Source organism: Streptomyces sp. NEAU-YJ-81 (genome assembly GCF_017592595.1).
GTDB lineage: Bacteria > Actinomycetota > Actinomycetes > Streptomycetales > Streptomycetaceae > Streptomyces > Streptomyces hygroscopicus_B.
The window spans coordinates 1-16,694 of the sequence record NZ_JAGFNO010000075.1 but is presented as its reverse complement, the minus strand read 5'-3'; the positions used below and the strand labels follow the sequence as shown (position 1 = coordinate 16,694).

Annotated in this window: 18 protein-coding genes and 3 pseudogenes; 7 read left to right on the top strand and 14 right to left on the bottom strand. The window is 68.7% G+C overall.

Features of this window, described 5'->3' with window-relative positions; all coding sequences use genetic code 11:
* Positions 1-104: pseudogene (locus tag J5X86_RS51790) on the bottom strand (IS5/IS1182 family transposase); the annotation flags it as partial.
* A gap of 636 nt (positions 105-740) precedes the next feature.
* Between J5X86_RS51790 and J5X86_RS49300 the strand changes: the two are divergent.
* Positions 741-1,154, top strand: a complete 414-nt coding sequence (locus J5X86_RS49300) for a hypothetical protein (RefSeq protein WP_208523105.1) — start codon at positions 741-743, stop codon at positions 1,152-1,154.
* 85 nt (positions 1,155-1,239) lie between these two features.
* Here the strand turns inward: J5X86_RS49300 and J5X86_RS49295 are convergent.
* Together J5X86_RS49295 and J5X86_RS49290 are read right to left on the bottom strand one after the other, a co-directional pair.
* A pseudogene (locus tag J5X86_RS49295) lies at positions 1,240-1,584 on the bottom strand (thymidine phosphorylase); the annotation flags it as partial.
* An 813-nt stretch (positions 1,585-2,397) separates the two neighbouring features.
* Positions 2,398-2,997: a TetR/AcrR family transcriptional regulator gene (locus J5X86_RS49290; protein ID WP_208523104.1), complete on the bottom strand. Its 600-nt coding sequence runs from the start codon at positions 2,995-2,997 to the stop codon at positions 2,398-2,400.
* Positions 2,998-3,115: 118 nt separating this feature from the next.
* Between J5X86_RS49290 and J5X86_RS49285 the strand changes: the two genes are divergently transcribed.
* Together J5X86_RS49285 and J5X86_RS49280 are read left to right on the top strand one after the other, a co-directional pair.
* Entirely contained in the window at positions 3,116-3,868 is a 753-nt protein-coding gene (locus J5X86_RS49285; RefSeq protein ID WP_208523103.1) for an SDR family NAD(P)-dependent oxidoreductase, read from the top strand.
* 13 nt (positions 3,869-3,881) lie between these two features.
* Positions 3,882-4,631, top strand: a complete 750-nt coding sequence (locus tag J5X86_RS49280) for an SDR family oxidoreductase (protein WP_208523102.1) — start codon at positions 3,882-3,884, stop codon at positions 4,629-4,631.
* Between the two features lie 516 nt (positions 4,632-5,147).
* Here J5X86_RS49280 and J5X86_RS49275 read toward each other — a convergent pair.
* The 3 genes from J5X86_RS49275 to J5X86_RS49265 all read right to left on the bottom strand — a co-directional run bounded on the left by J5X86_RS49275 (position 5,148) and on the right by J5X86_RS49265 (position 6,433).
* Positions 5,148-5,480, bottom strand: a complete 333-nt coding sequence (locus J5X86_RS49275; protein ID WP_208523101.1) for an NIPSNAP family protein — start codon at positions 5,478-5,480, stop codon at positions 5,148-5,150.
* A gap of 86 nt (positions 5,481-5,566) precedes the next feature.
* Positions 5,567-6,013 (bottom strand): MerR family transcriptional regulator, encoded by a 447-nt coding sequence (locus J5X86_RS49270; RefSeq protein WP_374229506.1) that lies wholly within the window; start codon positions 6,011-6,013, stop codon positions 5,567-5,569.
* A 54-nt stretch (positions 6,014-6,067) separates the two neighbouring features.
* Positions 6,068-6,433 (bottom strand): MerR family transcriptional regulator, encoded by a 366-nt coding sequence (locus J5X86_RS49265; protein ID WP_208523100.1) that lies wholly within the window; start codon positions 6,431-6,433, stop codon positions 6,068-6,070.
* Positions 6,434-6,495: 62 nt separating this feature from the next.
* Here J5X86_RS49265 and J5X86_RS49260 point away from each other — a divergent pair, with 62 nt between their 5' ends.
* The 3 genes and pseudogenes from J5X86_RS49260 (at position 6,496) to J5X86_RS51785 (ending at position 9,580) form a co-directional block, all read left to right on the top strand.
* Complete coding sequence (locus J5X86_RS49260) at positions 6,496-7,842, top strand: MFS transporter (protein ID WP_208523099.1); 1,347 nt, start codon at positions 6,496-6,498, stop codon at positions 7,840-7,842.
* A gap of 209 nt (positions 7,843-8,051) precedes the next feature.
* Positions 8,052-8,721 (top strand): annotated as a pseudogene (locus J5X86_RS49255) (nucleotidyltransferase domain-containing protein).
* Between the two features lie 379 nt (positions 8,722-9,100).
* Complete coding sequence (locus J5X86_RS51785; RefSeq protein ID WP_243983321.1) at positions 9,101-9,580, top strand: hypothetical protein; 480 nt, start codon at positions 9,101-9,103, stop codon at positions 9,578-9,580.
* A gap of 20 nt (positions 9,581-9,600) precedes the next feature.
* Here the strand turns inward: J5X86_RS51785 and J5X86_RS51780 are convergent, their stop codons facing one another.
* Together J5X86_RS51780 and J5X86_RS49240 are read right to left on the bottom strand one after the other, a co-directional pair.
* A complete protein-coding gene (locus J5X86_RS51780) occupies positions 9,601-10,182 on the bottom strand; it encodes a hypothetical protein (protein WP_243983320.1) in 582 nt (193 codons plus the stop codon).
* Between the two features lie 97 nt (positions 10,183-10,279).
* Positions 10,280-12,094, bottom strand: coding sequence for an APC family permease (locus tag J5X86_RS49240; RefSeq protein ID WP_208523098.1), 1,815 nt, complete (start codon positions 12,092-12,094; stop codon positions 10,280-10,282).
* 341 nt (positions 12,095-12,435) lie between these two features.
* Between J5X86_RS49240 and J5X86_RS49235 the strand changes: the two genes are divergently transcribed.
* On the top strand, positions 12,436-12,885 hold the full coding sequence (locus J5X86_RS49235) for a DUF1931 family protein (RefSeq protein WP_208523106.1): 450 nt from the start codon (positions 12,436-12,438) through the stop codon (positions 12,883-12,885).
* A 47-nt stretch (positions 12,886-12,932) separates the two neighbouring features.
* On the opposite strand, the gene J5X86_RS49230 is transcribed toward J5X86_RS49235, so the two are convergent.
* The 6 genes from J5X86_RS49230 to J5X86_RS49205 all read right to left on the bottom strand — a co-directional run.
* Entirely contained in the window at positions 12,933-13,367 is a 435-nt protein-coding gene (locus J5X86_RS49230) for a DUF2267 domain-containing protein (protein ID WP_236669985.1), read from the bottom strand.
* Positions 13,368-13,441: 74 nt separating this feature from the next.
* Complete coding sequence (locus J5X86_RS49225) at positions 13,442-13,939, bottom strand: Hsp20/alpha crystallin family protein (RefSeq protein WP_208523097.1); 498 nt, start codon at positions 13,937-13,939, stop codon at positions 13,442-13,444.
* Positions 13,940-13,961: 22 nt separating this feature from the next.
* A complete protein-coding gene (locus J5X86_RS49220) occupies positions 13,962-15,764 on the bottom strand; it encodes an FAD-dependent oxidoreductase (protein WP_208523096.1) in 1,803 nt (600 codons plus the stop codon).
* Positions 15,764-16,027: a UBP-type zinc finger domain-containing protein gene (locus J5X86_RS49215; protein ID WP_208523095.1), complete on the bottom strand. Its 264-nt coding sequence runs from the start codon at positions 16,025-16,027 to the stop codon at positions 15,764-15,766. Before J5X86_RS49215 ends, J5X86_RS49220 begins: the two co-directional genes overlap by 1 nt.
* Before the next feature lie 5 nt (positions 16,028-16,032).
* On the bottom strand, positions 16,033-16,497 hold the full coding sequence (gene trxA, locus J5X86_RS49210) for a thioredoxin (RefSeq protein WP_208523094.1): 465 nt from the start codon (positions 16,495-16,497) through the stop codon (positions 16,033-16,035).
* A gap of 6 nt (positions 16,498-16,503) precedes the next feature.
* Positions 16,504-16,694 (bottom strand): hypothetical protein (locus J5X86_RS49205; RefSeq protein ID WP_208523093.1); only part of this gene is annotated, 191 nt, incomplete at its 5' end.

Here is a 16,694-nt window from a genome sequence, read left to right as displayed (position 1 = left end):
GCCACCCCGCCGCCTTGCGGCCGCACTCGCGCCGACGGCAGCAACGGCCTGGCGATCTCCCACAGCCCCACCGGCACGATCCATCCCCACCGTCCACTCCCCATACTCGGCCAACGACCAACTGACCATGTAGGACACGGTGTTAGCCGCTTCGACCTGACAGCCGCCGAGTCTGCTCGTCCCCCCGCCCCCGTCGCGGCCCGCAGCCGTCACCACCGCTTGGCACCCTATTTTCTGAGCCGAACACCCCAGCCGACCTTCTCGCTACTGCGCCGCAGAGCCCGATACCGCGCTCACGGCCTGGGAGTGCCCCATCTGCCGGCAGACACCAAGGGGCTTTACACCTCCTTGACGTGGCAGCCACCTCTCGGCCGGGACACCCGTGCGCCGATTGCCTGCGGAAACGGGCCCGCCGAGGTTGTCAGCCCACAGCCCCTCCCTGTCACATGGGGAGCGCGACATCGTGCTCCCACCGCGAAAGGGGGCCGAGAGCCGACAAGGGGTCCTTACCGGCGCCGCTAGAACAAGGCGTCGGCCTGCGGCGGCTCCGCCTGCCCCGGCCACCTTCTCCCCCACCGAAGAAGTCCACCGCGGTAAACCCCGCACAAAAAACTTCCAATTCACATTGTTTGCAGCAGGTTGGCCGAATACCAGCCCCGACTCATTCCCCTTTCCCTGTTAATGTCGGCGACGCAATTCCTGACCCGATAATCAATACTTGTGAACTCTCGGGAGAATCCATGAAGGGGACCAAGCGGGGCGCGGCGATCGCCGGCGCCCTCCTGCTCGGAGGACTCACCGTCGGCGCGGCCCCGGCCAGCGCATCGCAGGCGCCGCGCGCCACGGCCGCCTATGACACCCACTGGCAGTTGGCCTACAACTATGAGGCCGATTGCAAGGCCGCTCTGCAAGAGCATGTGGCGCAGGGCCACATCATCAAGCAGACCTGCCATCTCGACACGTTCCGGCAGTACATCTTCGCCTGGCAGGAGCCGGCCGGACGGGGCAATCACCTCCACACGCAAACCAACTACTCGATGGAAAGCTGTCTGGACAACCAGCGCGGCGATGCCGAGGACCACGACATCGACAAGCCGTGTGCATACAACCCCGTCACCTTCAAGTTCGACTACGTCTGGTCCGAGCGGGGCTGACGAGGCGGCGGCGAGGCCGACGTCCGGGAAACCGAAGGCCCCCGCGGCGGTGAGCGTCGCGGGGGCCCGGTGCACGCCCGGGAGGTCAGGCGATGCGGTCCAGAACGATCGGAGTCGGTGGTGAACTCCGCGCCCTCGGGGGCGATCTCGACGGCGCCGGCGAGGGCCTCGATCGCGTAGTCGAACCGCTCCGGGGTGTCCGTGTGCAGGGTCAGCAGCGGCTGGCCCGCCGCCACCGTGTCGCCGGGCTTGGCGTGGAGCTCGACGCCCGCGCCGGCCTGGACGGCGTCCTCCTTGCGGGCGCGGCCCGCGCCCAGCCGCCAGGCCGCGACGCCCACCGCGTACGCGTCCATCGCCGTGAGCACGCCGGTGCCGGTGGCGGTGATCACGTGCCGCTCGCGGGGGCGACCGGGAGGGTGGCGGCCGGGTCGCGGAGCCGCTCGCGGACGCTTCGGTTGTCAGGCCGCCCACGTCGTGGGCGCGCCTCCATCAGGGTTGGGGGTGCCGGCAGCGGTCGCCGGTGCGGCCGGGTGCCGCAGGGCGGTGATCGGGACGGCGTTGGGCTCGGTCCTGGGGGTCCAGACCATGCGCCAGGTGTCGTCCCACTCGCAGCCGCAGCCGTGGTCCGGGTGCGGGTGCCGTAAGAAGACGCCGTGGGTGTGGACGGCGCGTGGGATGCGGGGGATGAGCGCTGAGGGGTCGTCGCCGGGGTAGAGGCACTGGTGGAGTGTCGGTATTCGAGAGTTGCAGTATTCGCCCGCGCAGGGCGAGCAGCCCCGCACCCGGCCGGCCTGGTTACGTCAGCGGTGACAAGGCGTACAGCTCTCGCCGCAACGGGCGCTGTCTGCGCGAAGACGCCGTGCGCGTGACTCGCCGGGTCGCCGCGCCGACGCGCACGTGATCGCCATCGCCTCGCCCCGGCACCAGGACTGGCTGCGGGCCCAGGTTGCGACCGTCGTCCACTTTGGCAAAGGCGTCGAAGCCCGCCTCAGGCGGGCCGCCGGGACGACGCCGGCGGCGTTCCTCGACTTACACGGAGGGAGCTACGTGCGCCTTGCTGTCGGCCTCGGGTTTTCCCCGGATCAACACCATCGACTACGAGGCCGCCGCCGCACACGGGACGCGGTCGGACGCGAGTGCCAAGGGCTCCACGCAACCGTGTGCACCTGGACCTGCTCACCGCGGACCCGGAGGCCGAGATCCGGCGGCAGACCGCTAGGCAGCCGCTAGATATAGGGACTGGTCACGCCCGCAGCCCGTCCACCGCCGTGTCGATCGCAGCCAGCGCCGCGCTCTGATCGAGACCCGCCCTCGATACAAGCGACAGGCCCTGGACGATGTAGAGCAGGAGCTGCGCCTGGGCCTCGGGGGAGGAGTTGGCCGTGACCTCGCCGGCGGCCTGGGCACGGCGGAGCGCGTCGGTGACGATCTCGATGAACCGGCGGTACGAGCGGGTCACGACCTCCGTGGCCTCAACGTCCTGGGGGACGAGTTCGGCGGTGGTGTTGCCAACCAGGCAGCCCTGCGGCACGCCCACGTCGGAGATCAGTTCGTCCAGCCGCGCCGGGTGGGTCAGGATCTCGCGCAGGGCCGGCAGGAGCGGGGCGGTGTCGAGCACGGTGGTCAAGTGCCGCTCGTACACCTCCCAGTAGAGCCTGACGGCGTCCAGGTAGAAGCGGCGCTTGTCACCGAACGTTCCATAGAGGCTGCCGCGCTCGACGGCCAGCGCGTCGACCAGGTCTTGGACCGACGTCGCCCCGTATCCCCGGGACCAGAACAGTTCGAGTGCGCGCGCCAGCGTCTGTTCCTTGTCGAACTCGCGGGGGCGTCCGGTTCGTGCCACGCGACCAAGACTACGACTTCTTGACTCAACGTTCAAGAAGTCGTAGCTTCTGTTGCGTTACTTCTTGAACGAACACACAGAAGTCGCTCGGCCAACGGCCGGCGTGAAGGGCGAAGAAATGGAATTCGCAGGCAAGACGGCACTCGTCACCGGGTCCGGCGCGATCGGCGGGCTGGGGCACGCGACGGCCAAGGTGCTGGCCGCGGGCGGGGCCGATCTGATCCTCACCGGCAGCGACGCCGAGCGCGGTGCCCAGGTGGTGGCGGACATACGCGCGGCCGGTGGCGGCTCCTTGGCCGGAACCGTGCGGTTCGTCGTCGCCGACCTGTCCGACCCGGCGGCTGTGCGGCAACTGGCCGACAGCGCCGGAACCATCGACATCCTGATCAACAACGCGAGTGTGATGACGTTCGCCCCGACCCTCGGGCAGGACCTCGCGAGCTACGACGCCGCCTTCGCCGTCAACGTGCGCGCACCGTTCCTGCTCACCGCGCTGTTCGCGGAGAAGATGGCCGCGGGCGGCGGCGGCAGCATCGTCAACATCAGCTCCACCGCGGCCGGCCTCGGCATGCCGGGCATGGCCGTCTACGGCGCCACCAAGGCGGCGCTCGAATCGCTGACCCGCACCTGGGCGGCGGAGTTCGCCGAGTCGAACGTGCGGGTCAACGCCGTGGCCCCAGGGCCGATGCGCTCTTCCAAGGTGGTCGCGGCGATGGGCCCGGACATGGGCGGCATGGGCCTGACCACCGCGCTCAAGCGCACCTCCGACCCGGCCGAAGTGGCTCAGGTGGTCGCCTTCCTCGCCGGTGACCGCGCCAGCTACGTAACCGGAGCGATCGTGGCCGCCGATGGCGGCCGGACCGCGATCTGAGGAGATCAGAACAGTGAATCGTCTTGCAGGGAAGCACGCACTGATCACCGGAGGAACGAGCGGCATCGGCCTGGAAACGGCCCGCCAGTTCCTCGCCGAAGGCGCGACCGTCGCCATCACCGGCCGCTCCCGGGAAAGGCTGGACGAGGCAGCCCGGCAACTGGAAGGCCCGCTGCTGACCATCGCCAGCGACGCCGGCGACGTACCGGGCCAGGCGGCACTCGCGGCACGGCTGCGGGCGGAGTGGCCGAAGCTCGACGTCCTGATGAGCAACGCCGCCGACGTCACCCACCTACCGCTCGACGCATGGACCGAGGAGGCGTTCGACAGGCTCGTCGCGACCAATCTCAAGTCGCCGTTCTTCCTGATCAGGGACCTGCTGTCGCTCTTCTCGCAGCAGTCCTCGGTCATCCTCGTCGGTTCGGTCTCCGCGTACATAGGACACGAGAACGCGACGGTCTACGGTGCGGCCAAGGCGGGGCTGCTCTCCTACACGCGCGGCCTGACCTACGAGCTGAAGGACCGGGGCATCCGCGTCAACGGACTGAGCCCGGGTCCGACCGTCACCAACGCGTTCGCCCCCCTCGGCCCCGAACGCCAGGCCGCCCTCTATGAGAAACTCCGGCAGACCGTACCCCTCCACCGCCTGGGAACCGCCACGGAGCTGGCGAAGGCGGCCGTGTACCTCGCCTCGGATGAGTCCGCTTACACCGCGGGCACGGTGCTGCGGGTTGATGGGGGGATCGGGGAGCTGGCGTATTAAGACGTCATCCCGCCCCGCCCTTCTGGCACTGCCGCAGTAAATGCGTACACCTCACCCCGGCGGCCCGGAATCATCCGCCGCAGGTCGCGGTGATCACCGTAGGGGTCCTGTCGCGGTAAATCGCGTACTTACTGCGACACCACTCTGCCGAGGCATCAGGCCACGGAAGTCAGATAAGCCGATCCCGGCGTGCGCCCATGCGCCCCTGGTAACGCAGCGCTGCGCTGACAGCGCAGCGCTGTTCCAGGAGGGTGAGGGACATGACGAACACCGACAAGCCGATTCACCCGCCTCGGCCAGTCCCGTACGTGATGGACGAGGAACAGGCGCCCGAAATCCGGGACCGGGCCGTTCACGGATGCCGTTGACCTGCCGTGTCGGGGTTGGTTGAAGATCGATTCCCGTCGGGCGAGTGATCCTTTCCCGCTGATGTGGGTCGGTAGGCCGGCCGCGGGATGACCGGCGCTGGGCAGGGTCAGGCGCTCCGGTCGCTGAGAGCTGACCTGCCCGAGAGCCTCACGCAGTGTTCGGGCTCCCCGCGAACGCAAGTGATCCGAGGAATCGCGTCTGTTCGTGTTCCACCGTGGCGTCCAGCTCGCCCATGGCCTCCAGGGCACGGGGATCGCCGAGCGTCATGGCACGGAGCGCGCGTTCCAGGTGGCCCTGGTCCTCGATCTCCCACAAATTGAATGCCTCGTACAGCGGCCCGACCTGGGTCACCGTGCCCGCAACGAGCGTGATGCCCTGGGATTCGAAGAGTTCGCGGATTGTCACCATGGCGGCTTCGTAGCGCGCCAGATTCGCGAAACCATACTTGAGCTGGAGCTGCGCCAGCATGTAGTTGCTCACCTGTCCGCCTTTCCTGTGCCGGCCCTCTTCTTCTGTCCGGGGCCTTCACCAGGAAGGTAGACGTTCACACTGGTGTGAAGGGCAAGTCAGCTGTTGCCGGTCACCGCGTTCAGCACGGCTTCCAGGCCGGTCAGCTTGGCGTGCAGTGCTTCCGCCTCAAGGGAGAGTTCGGCGTGTCGGGTGCGCAGAAGAGCCTCGATCCGGGGCGCGGAGTCGGGGAGTTTCCACTCCTGGACCACCGTACGGATCAGGTCGCTCGGCAGGCCCGCGCCGTACAAACGCTGGATGAAGCCGACGCAGTCGGCGTCCTTGGCCTCGTACCGGCGGTGCCCCGCAGCGTTGCGTGCGGGGAGCAGGAGACCTTGCTCCTCGTAATACCGCAGTGACCGCGTGCTCACTTGGCACCGGTGAGCGAGTTCGCTGATGGACAGCGACTCGGGGCTGGGTGCGGGACTGTCCGGGGATGGGGACACGGCCCGTAGGGACGCTGCACCGCTATCACAAGATGGGCCATTCGCGGCATAAAAACGCATAGTAGATACTAATGCCCAGTCGGTGATGTTCGTCGCGTTTGGGTGTGCGCGGGCTCAGTCCGCCGTGAGACGTGCTTCGGCCAAGTAGGTCTGGATGGCGTCGCGGTGCCGGGTGAGAGTGTCGATCCGGCTCTGGATGTTCGCGAGCTCGCGGGCCAGGCCGGCGGCGAGCTCCGAGTCCACCGTCGCCCGCAGCGACGCTCCCGACCCGGTGAAGCAGCACCCGATGTCTTTGATGGCCTCGGTGCCGAGGCCGGACCGGAGCAGATCGCGAACCCGCTCGGCGCATACGACGGACTCCTCGGAGTAGTCCCGGTAGCCGTTGGGGAGGCGACGGGGGTGAAGCAGGCCCTGCTGCTCGTAGTAGCGCAGCGAGCGGCTGCTGATCCCGGTGTGATGAGACAGCTCACTGATCTTCATTCCGCGCCCTGTTCTCCATCGACTTGACCTTGACATCGGTGTACAGGTTTACCGTCCCAGCCGTGAATAACGTTGTCAAAACCACATCCTCTCTCCGGTCCGGGACGGCCGGCCTGGCCGTCCTGTTCCTGGCCGGCTTCATGTCGATCACGACGGAGACCCTGCCCATGGGGTTGCTGCCCCAGGTGAGCGGCGGCCTGGGTGTCTCGGAGTCGCGAGCCGGCCTGCTGGTGGCCCTGTACGCCTTCGTCATCATGGTGGTGACGCTGCCGATCACGGCCCGAACCGCGCACTGGCCGCAGCGGCGCCTGCTCCTCGTCATCGTGGCCGTGTTCGTGCTGAGCAATCTGCTGCTCGCCGCGGCCCCGTCCTACGCCGTGGCTGTCGTCGCCCGCCTGATCGCCGCTACGGTGCACGGGGTTCTCTGGTCGGTCCTGCCCGCTTACGCCACCCGTCTCGTTCCCGCGGAGCGGACGGGCCGCGCCGTTGCCGTGGTGTTCGCGAGCAACACCGCCGCGCTGACCTTCGGCGTGCCGCTGGGAACCGCGGTCGGCAACGCGCTGAGCTGGCGCAGCGCGTTCGTCCTGCTCGCTGTGGTGGCCGCACTCGTCCTGGTCGCCGCGCCAGTCCTGCTGCCGGAGACGTCCGGCTCACCGGCAACGCGGGGCACGGCCCTGGCCGCGTTCAAACTCCCGGGCGTGCTCACCATCACCCTCGCCACGGCCTTGGTCATGCTCGGCCACTTCAGCATCTACTCCTACATCTCGCCCTACTTGCGGCACATCGGCATCAGCGAGGCAGGGGCCGGCCCGGTGCTGCTCGCCTTCGGCCTCGCGGGAGTCGTCGGAGTGTGGACGACCGGCGTGCTGGTCGACCGCCGCCCCCGCGGCGCGACCCTGGTCTTCACCGGCGGGATGGCACTGGTATTCGCCGCGCTGGCCGCGACGGGCAGGGCCACGGCCGTGAGCCTCGTCCTGGTCGTCATATGGGGCCTGCTCTTCGCGGGTCTGCCCACCCTCCTGCAGTCCGCCGCGCTCACGGCCGCACCGCAGGCCCAGGCAGCCGTCTCCGCGCTGTACGTCATCGGCGTCAACTTCAGCATCGGCGGCGGCTCCATCGCAGGCGGGCAGGTACTGGACCGTCTGGGAGCGGCAGCCTTGCCGCTTCTCGCCGCCGCGTCCGCGGCCGCGTCGTGGTTCATCGTCGCCGGCGCCCGCCGTCACGCCTTCCCCCGACGTCCGGTCACCAGCGCTGCCGCACGACCGGAGCAGGACAGCGGCGACAGCATGCCCCGCGACGCAGACGACGCGTCACTCACCGCCCGGCCACCCGCTGACGCTGACGCTGACCAATCGGGTGCCGCGAGCCTGTCATGCCCGGAACGGTCAGCCATGGGCAGGTGTGACTGAGCCTGCCCGACCCGCCTTTGTGGGCACGGCAGTTGGCCAAATCAGCTTCTGATACTGGTGGGCTCGCGTATTCAACTGTCACCAGTTCTCCGCGGAGTCCAGCCGGGCGGTGACCGCCAGTGGTCGCCAGCGTGTACGGCTCCAGGTCCCGCTGGTCTCCTTCATCGGCCACGGCCAGGGGCCTTCGAGTCCGCTGATAGATTCCTGCGGTGAGCGAGCAACTGCCTGGCGGCGGTATCGAGCTGTCACCCGACGAGATCGAAGCCCTCCACGCCAGGTGGTCATCCTGCTGGACTCCGAGTGAGATCGCGCAGCAGTTGGCCGGGATCGGCACGCCCTGGTACGTGGCCGCGGGCTGGGCGCTGGACCTGTTCCGCGGCAGGCAGACGCGCGCTCATGGGGACATCGAGATCGCGATTCCGACCGCGAGCTTTCCCGAGTTCCGCTACCGCTTCCCCGGATACGTCTTCGACGCGGCAGGGCAGCGGCCGGATCTGGGAGGACGCCACACCGGAGGTGCTGGCCGCCGTACATCAGACATGGCTCCGCGATCCGGCCACCGGCAACTACCTGCTCGACGTGTTCCGTGAACCGCACGACGGCGACACCTGGATCTGCCGACGCGATGAGAGGATCCAGCTTCCCTACAGCGACATCATCCACCACACCCAAGACGGCATCCCGTACCTGGCACCCGAGTTGGTCCTGTTGTTCAAGGCCAAGCACACCCGCCGAAAGGATCAGACAGACTTCGACGCGACCGTCCCGCACATGACCCCGGCTCAGCGCGAGACCCTGGCCGAGCTACTCGCCCGCGCGCACCCGGGGCATCCCTGGCTCGCGGACCTGCAGCCCTCGCTTCAGTCGGTTTCTGATTGAAGCGCACAGGTTCGAAGAGGCCCTCGGTACTGGTATTGCGGGCTCTCGTCTTCAACTGTTGCCGGTTCGCCGAGGAGTCCAACCGGCTGGTGACCGTGTGTGATCCTCAGGGGCGTATCGGCTCCATGTCCCGCCGGTCTCGTTGCGCAGGCGGGTGGTGGTCTTGTTGTGGTAGCCGAGAGCGTCCGCGACGACGGGGGCAGGCACGTCGACATTCACCTCCCAGGTGATCAAGCTTTCGCGTCGGCCTGGGCCTGGAGCCGGGTGACACGGAACAGGTCGCAGACCCGGCTCCACGAACCGTAGTGTTCCGGCACATCACGCCAGTCGCACCACGCTTGCCGGACACGAGCGCCTGCTCGTCCTTCAACAGCGTCCAGTGCTCGACGAATTCATCCAGGTCCAGCAGAGTACGGGCCACGATCGCCGATCCTCCTCGCAGAGCTTCACCCACCGCAGCCGAACGGCCTCGGTCGCCCGCAAGTGGACCCATCCACACCGTCGTCCGGGCCGACCACCGAAACCGGAGGCACTGCGGCAGCCGGTCCCGCACCTCGCGCGTGAGAACCCCGGGTGGGAGTACCGCCGGATCCACGGCGAACTACTCAGCCTGGGACGCAAGATCGGCGCCTCGACCGCTTGGGAGATACTGAAGAAAACAGGCATCGACCCCGCGCCCCAGCGCGCGGACCATTCCTGGCCCGCCTTCCTCAAAGCCCAGGCCTCCGCCATCGTGGCAGCCGACCTGTTCCACGTCGACACGGTCTTCCTACGGCGCTGGTCCGTACTGTTCTCCATCGACCACGACACCCGCCGCGTACACATCGCCGGCATCACCCGGAAACCGACCGGCCCCTGAATCACCCGGCAAACACGCAACTACCTCATCGACCTGGGCGACCACGCCGAGTCGATCACATTCCTCATCCGGGACCGCGGCGCATACTTCACCAACAGCTTCGACTCCGTCTTCCAGGCGACCGACATACGCGTGATACCCACCCTGCCTGCCGTGCCACGGATGAACACGATCGCCGAACGCTGGATCGGATCATGCCGACGTGAGGCAACTGACCGCACCCTGATCATGGGAGAGCGCCACCTACGCCTCTCGTCGGCGAGGATGCGGAGCACTGCAACAAACACCGGCCGCATCGATCCCTTGGACAACGGGCGCCGGACCGGCTCACCGAGCCCGAACCACTCATCGCCACCGACCACACTCGCATCCATCGACGCGATCGACTCGGCGGCCTCATCCACGCATACACGCAGGTCGCATAGGGTGACACCGTTTCCGGCACCCACAGGGCTCCGGAAGCTCCAGGGCGAGATCGCGGGCCTCACCGTCGCTCGGCCGAAGCGCCAGCACCGAGAGTGGCGCGGAGTGAGGTCGGCCGCTTCCTGCCGCGAGAGCTGCGTACGGTCCGCCACCATCTGGAAGAACACTCTTTCGTCCATGCGGGCCTCCTTGCCGGAGTCGAGGACGTCACCCTCCGCCTTGCCACGCGGCCACCCGCCACGCGAGGTACCACAAGCCCCGCCGAGCGGGCCCCGCTCACATGCTCAGGCCGTACGGCATCATGCAGACGACGACATCGGTGCGCGCCCTGAGGACCGTGGCCAGCAGCAGGCCGCGCTGGTTCTGGAGGATCTTGTAGCGCCGGTGCCGGGGCTCAACCTCGGGGATGAGAACGGCGATCTCCCGGCCGCCCCCGGCCTCGCGCCGCACATACGCGACCATCGGCTGCACCAGGGAGCGGTGCGGGCTGTCGATGATTTCCAGGCGCACCCCGGGATTCCAGCGCTCCCAGGCGTCCTGCAGGGCCCGCGCCTTCGCGGGCTCGGCCTGGACGCTGACCGCCACGACCTCGTCGCCCAGGGCGAGCGCCGCCGTCAGCGCGCGCTGCGCGAGCCTGCTGACCTCGCCGAGCGGGACGATGACCAGGCTCATGGTGCGCACCGGTGGCGGCGGGATCCGCCCGAGCCCGAGTTCCTCGCCGGCCGCCGTGTAATAGCGCTGGACGCGGGTGAACAGCAGCATCAGCAGCGGCACCGCGACGACGGCCACCCAGGCCCCTTCGAGGAACTTGGTGGTCAGCAGGACCAGACCGGCCCCGGTGGTCAGCACGGCCCCCAGACCGTTGATCATCGCCCGGCGCAGCCACCCTTCCGGCTGCTCGGTCGTCCAGTGCCGTACCAGCCCGACCTGGCTGATGGTGAAGCCGGTGAACACCCCGATGGCGAACAGCGGGATCAGCCGATGGGTCTCGCCCCCCACCGCGATGAGCAGCAGGGCCGACAGCAGCGCCAGCGCCACCACGCCGTACCGGTACACCGGCCGCTCCGCGCGCAGCCCGAACAGGTGGGGCAGCCGGTCGTCCCGCGCCAGCAGGCTCATCAGGACCGGGAGGCCGCCGAAGCTGGTGTTGGCGGCGAGCGCGAGAACAAGGGTGACGATGAGGTTGGTCGCGTAGTACTCCCATCCGGTTCCGTACGACCCGGCGGCGAGCTGGGCGAGGACCGTCACACCGCCGCGAGGCGCCACATGGTCGCGGCGGATCAGATACGCCATCCCGAGCAGCATCACTCCGAGGAGCATGCCGAGCATCAGCTCGGTGTGCTGGGCCCGCTTGATGCGCGGCTCGCGGAACATCGGCACGCCGTTGGCGATGGCCTCCACCCCGGTCAGGGCGGAGCAGCCCGAGGAGAACGCTTTCAGGATCAGCAGGACGCCCAGCGCCTCGGTGGTCCGGACGGGGTGGGCGGCGCCGACGACGTCCGCGGGGTGCGAGCGCAGGATCCCCATGACGACGATGCCGAGCATGGTGACGATGAACAGCACGGTCGGCAGCATCAGCACCCGGGCGCTCTCGGCCACTCCCCAGAGGTTCACGGCTGTGAGCAGGGCGAGCAGCACCAGGCAGACGGCGAGGAGATGCGAGGAGAGGATCGGGAAGGCGGATGCGAGGCTGGCGGCGCCGGCGGCCAGGCTGACGGCGACGGTGAGGACGTAGTCGATGGTCAGGCTCGCCGCGGCGAGCAGGCTCATCCGTTGCCCGAGGCTCTTCTTCGCCACCGCGTAGGCGCCGCCGCCGTCCGGATGGACGGCGATCACCTGGCGGTAGGAGATCACCAGCACGGTGAGCAGGACGGTGATGACGACAGTGATGGGCAGCGTGGCGGTAAGGGCCCCGGTGCCGGCGGCGACCAGGACGACCACGATGGCCTCGGGGCCGTACGCGACCGAGCTCAGCGCGTCCAGGGACAGCGCGGCCAGCCCCTCAAGGCTGGTGAGGTGGTGTTTGTCGCCCTCCCCGTGGCGCAAAGGTACCCGTGGCCGCAATGCGCGGTGTGCCAGTCCGAACGCCATGGGGAACCTCGGGGCGGGGTTGTCGGGGGCCGTTCCGCGACAGTGTGCCCCGCCGTGGCGCCCGGCCACCTGAGGCATGCCCGAACAGCCGCCACGTGTCCGCCGCCTCCGTGACTCCCTGACCTGACCGAGTGCTCCTCACGGCGCTCCCCGAGTGTCGCCACGGCGGTGGGAGCCGCGCCCATAGCATGACCTGGCGCGGTCACCGACCTGTCGGCAGCAAGCCGGGCCGTGCGATTGGTTCCTGGGGGCCCATGCGGTCGCGCATCCGGCGAGCGAGGGTGGCGCTGACGAGGCGCGCCGGGTTACGCCCAGCGCCGGACGACTGGAGGTTGGTGACCATGACGGTGATGTCCGTGCCCAGGTTCGAGCGGTTCTTCCGGGTGGCGGCGGGACTTGATGTCGACAAGAACGACCTCAAGCGCTACAGCGACTTCGTGGACGCCAAAGTCTACGATCTGCTGCTCATCGCCGAGGCGGTCGCGAAGGCCAACAACCGGGACGTGATCGTGCCGTGGGATCTGCCGATCACCAAGGGGCTACAGGAGAACATCCACCGTTTCCGGGACCTCGACCACGAGATCGAGTTGCAGCCCATCCTCGATCAGCTCGTCAGGCACCCGCCGCTGGACCGCGCACCCGACGACGCGACGGAGGCGAGGTTGCCGGAAATCGTCGGCGGGCTCAGTCTGGCGCTCGCCAAGGCATTCAAGATCATCTACCCGGACCTGAAGAATCCGCAGACCAAGCACTGGGAGACGGTCTGGCCGCTCTTCAATCTCCTGCTGTGACGCCGGGGTTGTGAATGCCGGGAGCGATGCGGTGGCCGCCGGACCGGCTAGGAGGGCATGACCGCGGACATCGAGGCGGGCATACGCGCCTTGAGGTCCTTCCACTCGCCCTCGCTGATGTGGTGCTCGAGGACATGCAGGACCGTGCGCACCAGTTGCTCGGTGTCGCCCTCGATCGCGTACGGAAAGTCGTGCCGGACCCGCCGGAAGAATTCCTCGCTGTTCAATTTCACGGGCGTCTCCGCGGGTTTCCACCCGTCGTAGTAGACGCCGCGCAGCAAGGTCGGAAGCTGCGCTCCGAAGTGCACGGCCTCATCGACCGACAGCCGGTCCCGCAGGTGGTGCAGGACCGCGCGCAGAGCGGCGTACGACTGCTTCCGGCGCTCCTTGGGCCACCCATAGGCGTGCTCGATCTCCTTCAGGACATGGTTGGCCTTGTCGACCATGGTGTCGAACGAGGAAAAGCCTGCCGCAACCATCATGTAGTCCTTCCGATGCCCGCGGCGGCACCCGGCGGAGCGGGGCCGCCGCGGGAGAGAGCCGGATCCCGGCGGTCTCAGCCGCCCTGGCGTTCGCTGCTCTCGGTTATCTCGATGTGACGGGGCTTGGCGGTCGCCGCCTTGGGGACGGTGATCGTGAGCACGCCGCTGGACATGCTCGCCGTGACGTCTTCGGTGTTCACTTCGCTCGGAAGCAGCAACCGGTACTCGAAGCGACCGGTACGGCGACTGCTGTGCCGCATGATGCCTTTGCGCTCCCGTTCCTTGATCTCCCCCGTTACGGCCAGTTCCTGACCATTGATCTCGATGTCGACGTCCTTGCGGTCCACGCCGGGGAGCTCGAGTTCTATGTGATAGGCGTCGTCGGCTTCGGTCACATCGCCGGACGGCGTCCACGCCGCTATGGCGGGAGCCGCGCTTCCGACCGTGGATTCGAGCAGACCGCCCATCTGGTTGATGAGGTCGTCGAATTCCAGAAGTGGATTGCGTGCCCAGCCCCTGGGACGCTCCGCCGTTCCCTGGCCTCGCTGCTGTCGGCGAACCGGCATGTTCATCGTCCGTCACCTCCGGTGTCGGTTAGTGGGCAGGGGATGTGTTGTGACCACCGCCCGGCTCGGTGAACCGGCCGGACGGAGCTTCTGTGTCGTCGGGGTGGCGCGCGACGTCGACGGTGGTGTGGCCGAGGTGCTCGTGGACCTGGTGGATGGCCATCGCCCCTTCGCCGGCGGCGGAGGCCACCCGCTTGACGGAGCCGCTGCGCACGTCGCCCGCGGCGAAGACGCCGGGCAGGCTGGTTTCCAGCCCCAGACAGGTACGGCCCTGGCCCTCCCAGACCGTGCCACTCGCGCGGGCCTGCGCCGAGGCGCCGGTGAGCACGAAGCCCCGGTCGTCCAAAGCGACCACGTCGCCGAGCCACGCCGTACGGGGCCGGGTCCCGATGAAGACGAACATCGCGCGCACGACCAGGTTGCGGCGCTCCCCCGTGCGGTTGTTCTCCACCACGATGGCCCGCAGGACACCGTCGCCCTCCACCACCCCGCGCACCTCGCTGTTCAGCAGCACATTCACCCGTGGATGGCGTTCGATCTGGTCGACGAGGTAACGGGACATCTTGGCGCCGAGGTCCGGGCCCCGGATCAGCAGATGCACGCGCGGGACGCGCTGTGCGAGGAAGAGGACGGCCTGGCCCGCGGAGTTACCGCCGCCGACCACCGCGACCGGATCCGCGCTGCACTGCTGCGCCTCGTACACGGTCGCCGCATAGTGGACGCTCGTCCCCTCCACCCGTTTGATGCCGGGCACTTCGAGCCTGCGGTACCAGGCGCCCGTTGCCAGCACGACGGTGTGGCTCAGCACATCGCCGCCGTCGGCGAAGGTGACGCGGTAGTAGCCGTCGCCCTCGGGCTTGAGCAATGCCGCTTCCGCGGGAACCCACACCTGGGCCCCGAACTTGCGCGCCTGGAGTTCGCCTCGTTCGGCGAGGTCGGAACCGGAGATCCCGGTCGGAAAGCCGAAGTAGTTCTCGATGAGGGACGACGTGCTCGCCTGGCCGCCCGTGGCGATCGCGTCCAGGAGGGCTGTGGTCAGTCCCTCGGACGCGCCATAGACGGCGGCCGCCAGCCCGGCGGGTCCGGAGCCGACGATGATCAGATCGCTGCGGGTCTCCTCGGCGGACGGAGGGGAGAGACCGATGAGCCGCGCCAGTTCCGCGTTGCTGGGGTTGCGCAGCACCCGCTGATCACGCCAGATGACGATCGGTGTCTCCTCCGGGGGGATGGAGAAGCGGCGCAGCAGTGCCTCGGCCTCCTGGTCCGCCTCCAGGTCGATCCAGCGGTGCGGCAGCCGGTTGCGGGCCGCGAACTCGCGCAGCCGCCGGGTGTCGGGCGAATAGCGTGAGCCGAGGATGCGGAAGCCAGCGCCTGCGCCGACGAGCAGCGCGCGGCGGCTCAGATAGGCACGGAGGATGAGGTCGCCGAGGATCGGATCGCGGGCGACCAGCACCCGCAGCCAGTCGATCGGAAGGGACAGCACTTCTCCGGGATCTCGGGCCCGGGCGGTGTAGAAGGCCACCTGTCCCTGGAGGAGCCCCAGCTCGCCGAGGAAGCGCCCCGGCCCGTGCACCCTCAGGACCCGCTCGTCGGGGGTGCCGTGGGCCTCTACGATCTCGATGGAGCCGCTGAGGATGACCAGGAACTCCGCACACCGCTCCCCCTCCCGGACCAGCACCTGGGCCGGCTCGACCCGGAAGCGCTCCCCGTGTTCGGCGAGGAACGCGATCTGGGTTTGCGACAGCCGGGGGTAGGCGCCATACAGATCCGGGGTCTCGAACGGCACCGCCTCGTCGGGAGCGGCCTCGGGGGGCCGGTCGTCGCCTGCCATCAGGCCGGCGCCTCGTGGGCGTAGCACCAGCGCCAGTTCTCGCCCGGCTCGATGGGCTCCACGATGGGGTGCTGCTCGGCGTAGGCGTGGGCGCGCGCGTGCTTGAGCGGTGAGGAGTCGCAGCACCCGACGTGTCCGCAGGTCAGGCAGAGCCGCAGATGGACCCAGGGGGACCCCAGGCGCAGGCATTCCTCGCACCCCTCGGGGCTGCGCGGGGAGACCGGGCGCACCATCGACAGATGCGGATCGGGCTCGATGGCCATGGACGTCACCCTCTCTCGCTGTCCCGCCGGCCCGCCGTCACCTGCTCGACCCACGAGCGCAGGGTGCCCGCCGGGGCGGCACCCGCGCGGCGGGCGACCAGCTCCCCCTTGTCCAGGATGAGCAGGGTCGGCACGGCCTGCACCTCGAACCGCTGGGCGAGGTGCGGATTGCGGTCGATGTCGACCTTGACGAGTTTGACCTTGCCCGCCAGCTCCGTGGCGACCTGCTCAAGTGCGGGGCTGACCATCCGGCAGGGCCCGCACCAAGTCGCCCACAGATCCACGACGACGAGGGGCGTCGCCTTCTCGGCGACATCCGCGAACTCGTTCTCGTCCGCGTCCACGATCCACGGCAGCGGCGACTTGCAGTTGCCGCACCGGGGAGCGCCCTCGGCCGCCGCGGGGATCTTGTTCGCGCGTCCGCAGGTGGGGCACTTGATGGTCCGGGCTTTGATCGTTGGGCTTGGCATGGCCGGTCACGCCGCCTCTCCGACTTCCTGCCGGGCTCGCCCCTCGACGTCCTCGCCCGACGGCTGTTCATAGGTGACCACGAGTTCGCCGTGCTGGGCGTCGACCTTGACGGTGGCGCCCTCTTCGACATCGCCGCGCAGCAGGGCGCGGCCGATGAGGGTCTCCACCTCATGGGAGATGAAGCGGCGCAGCGGGC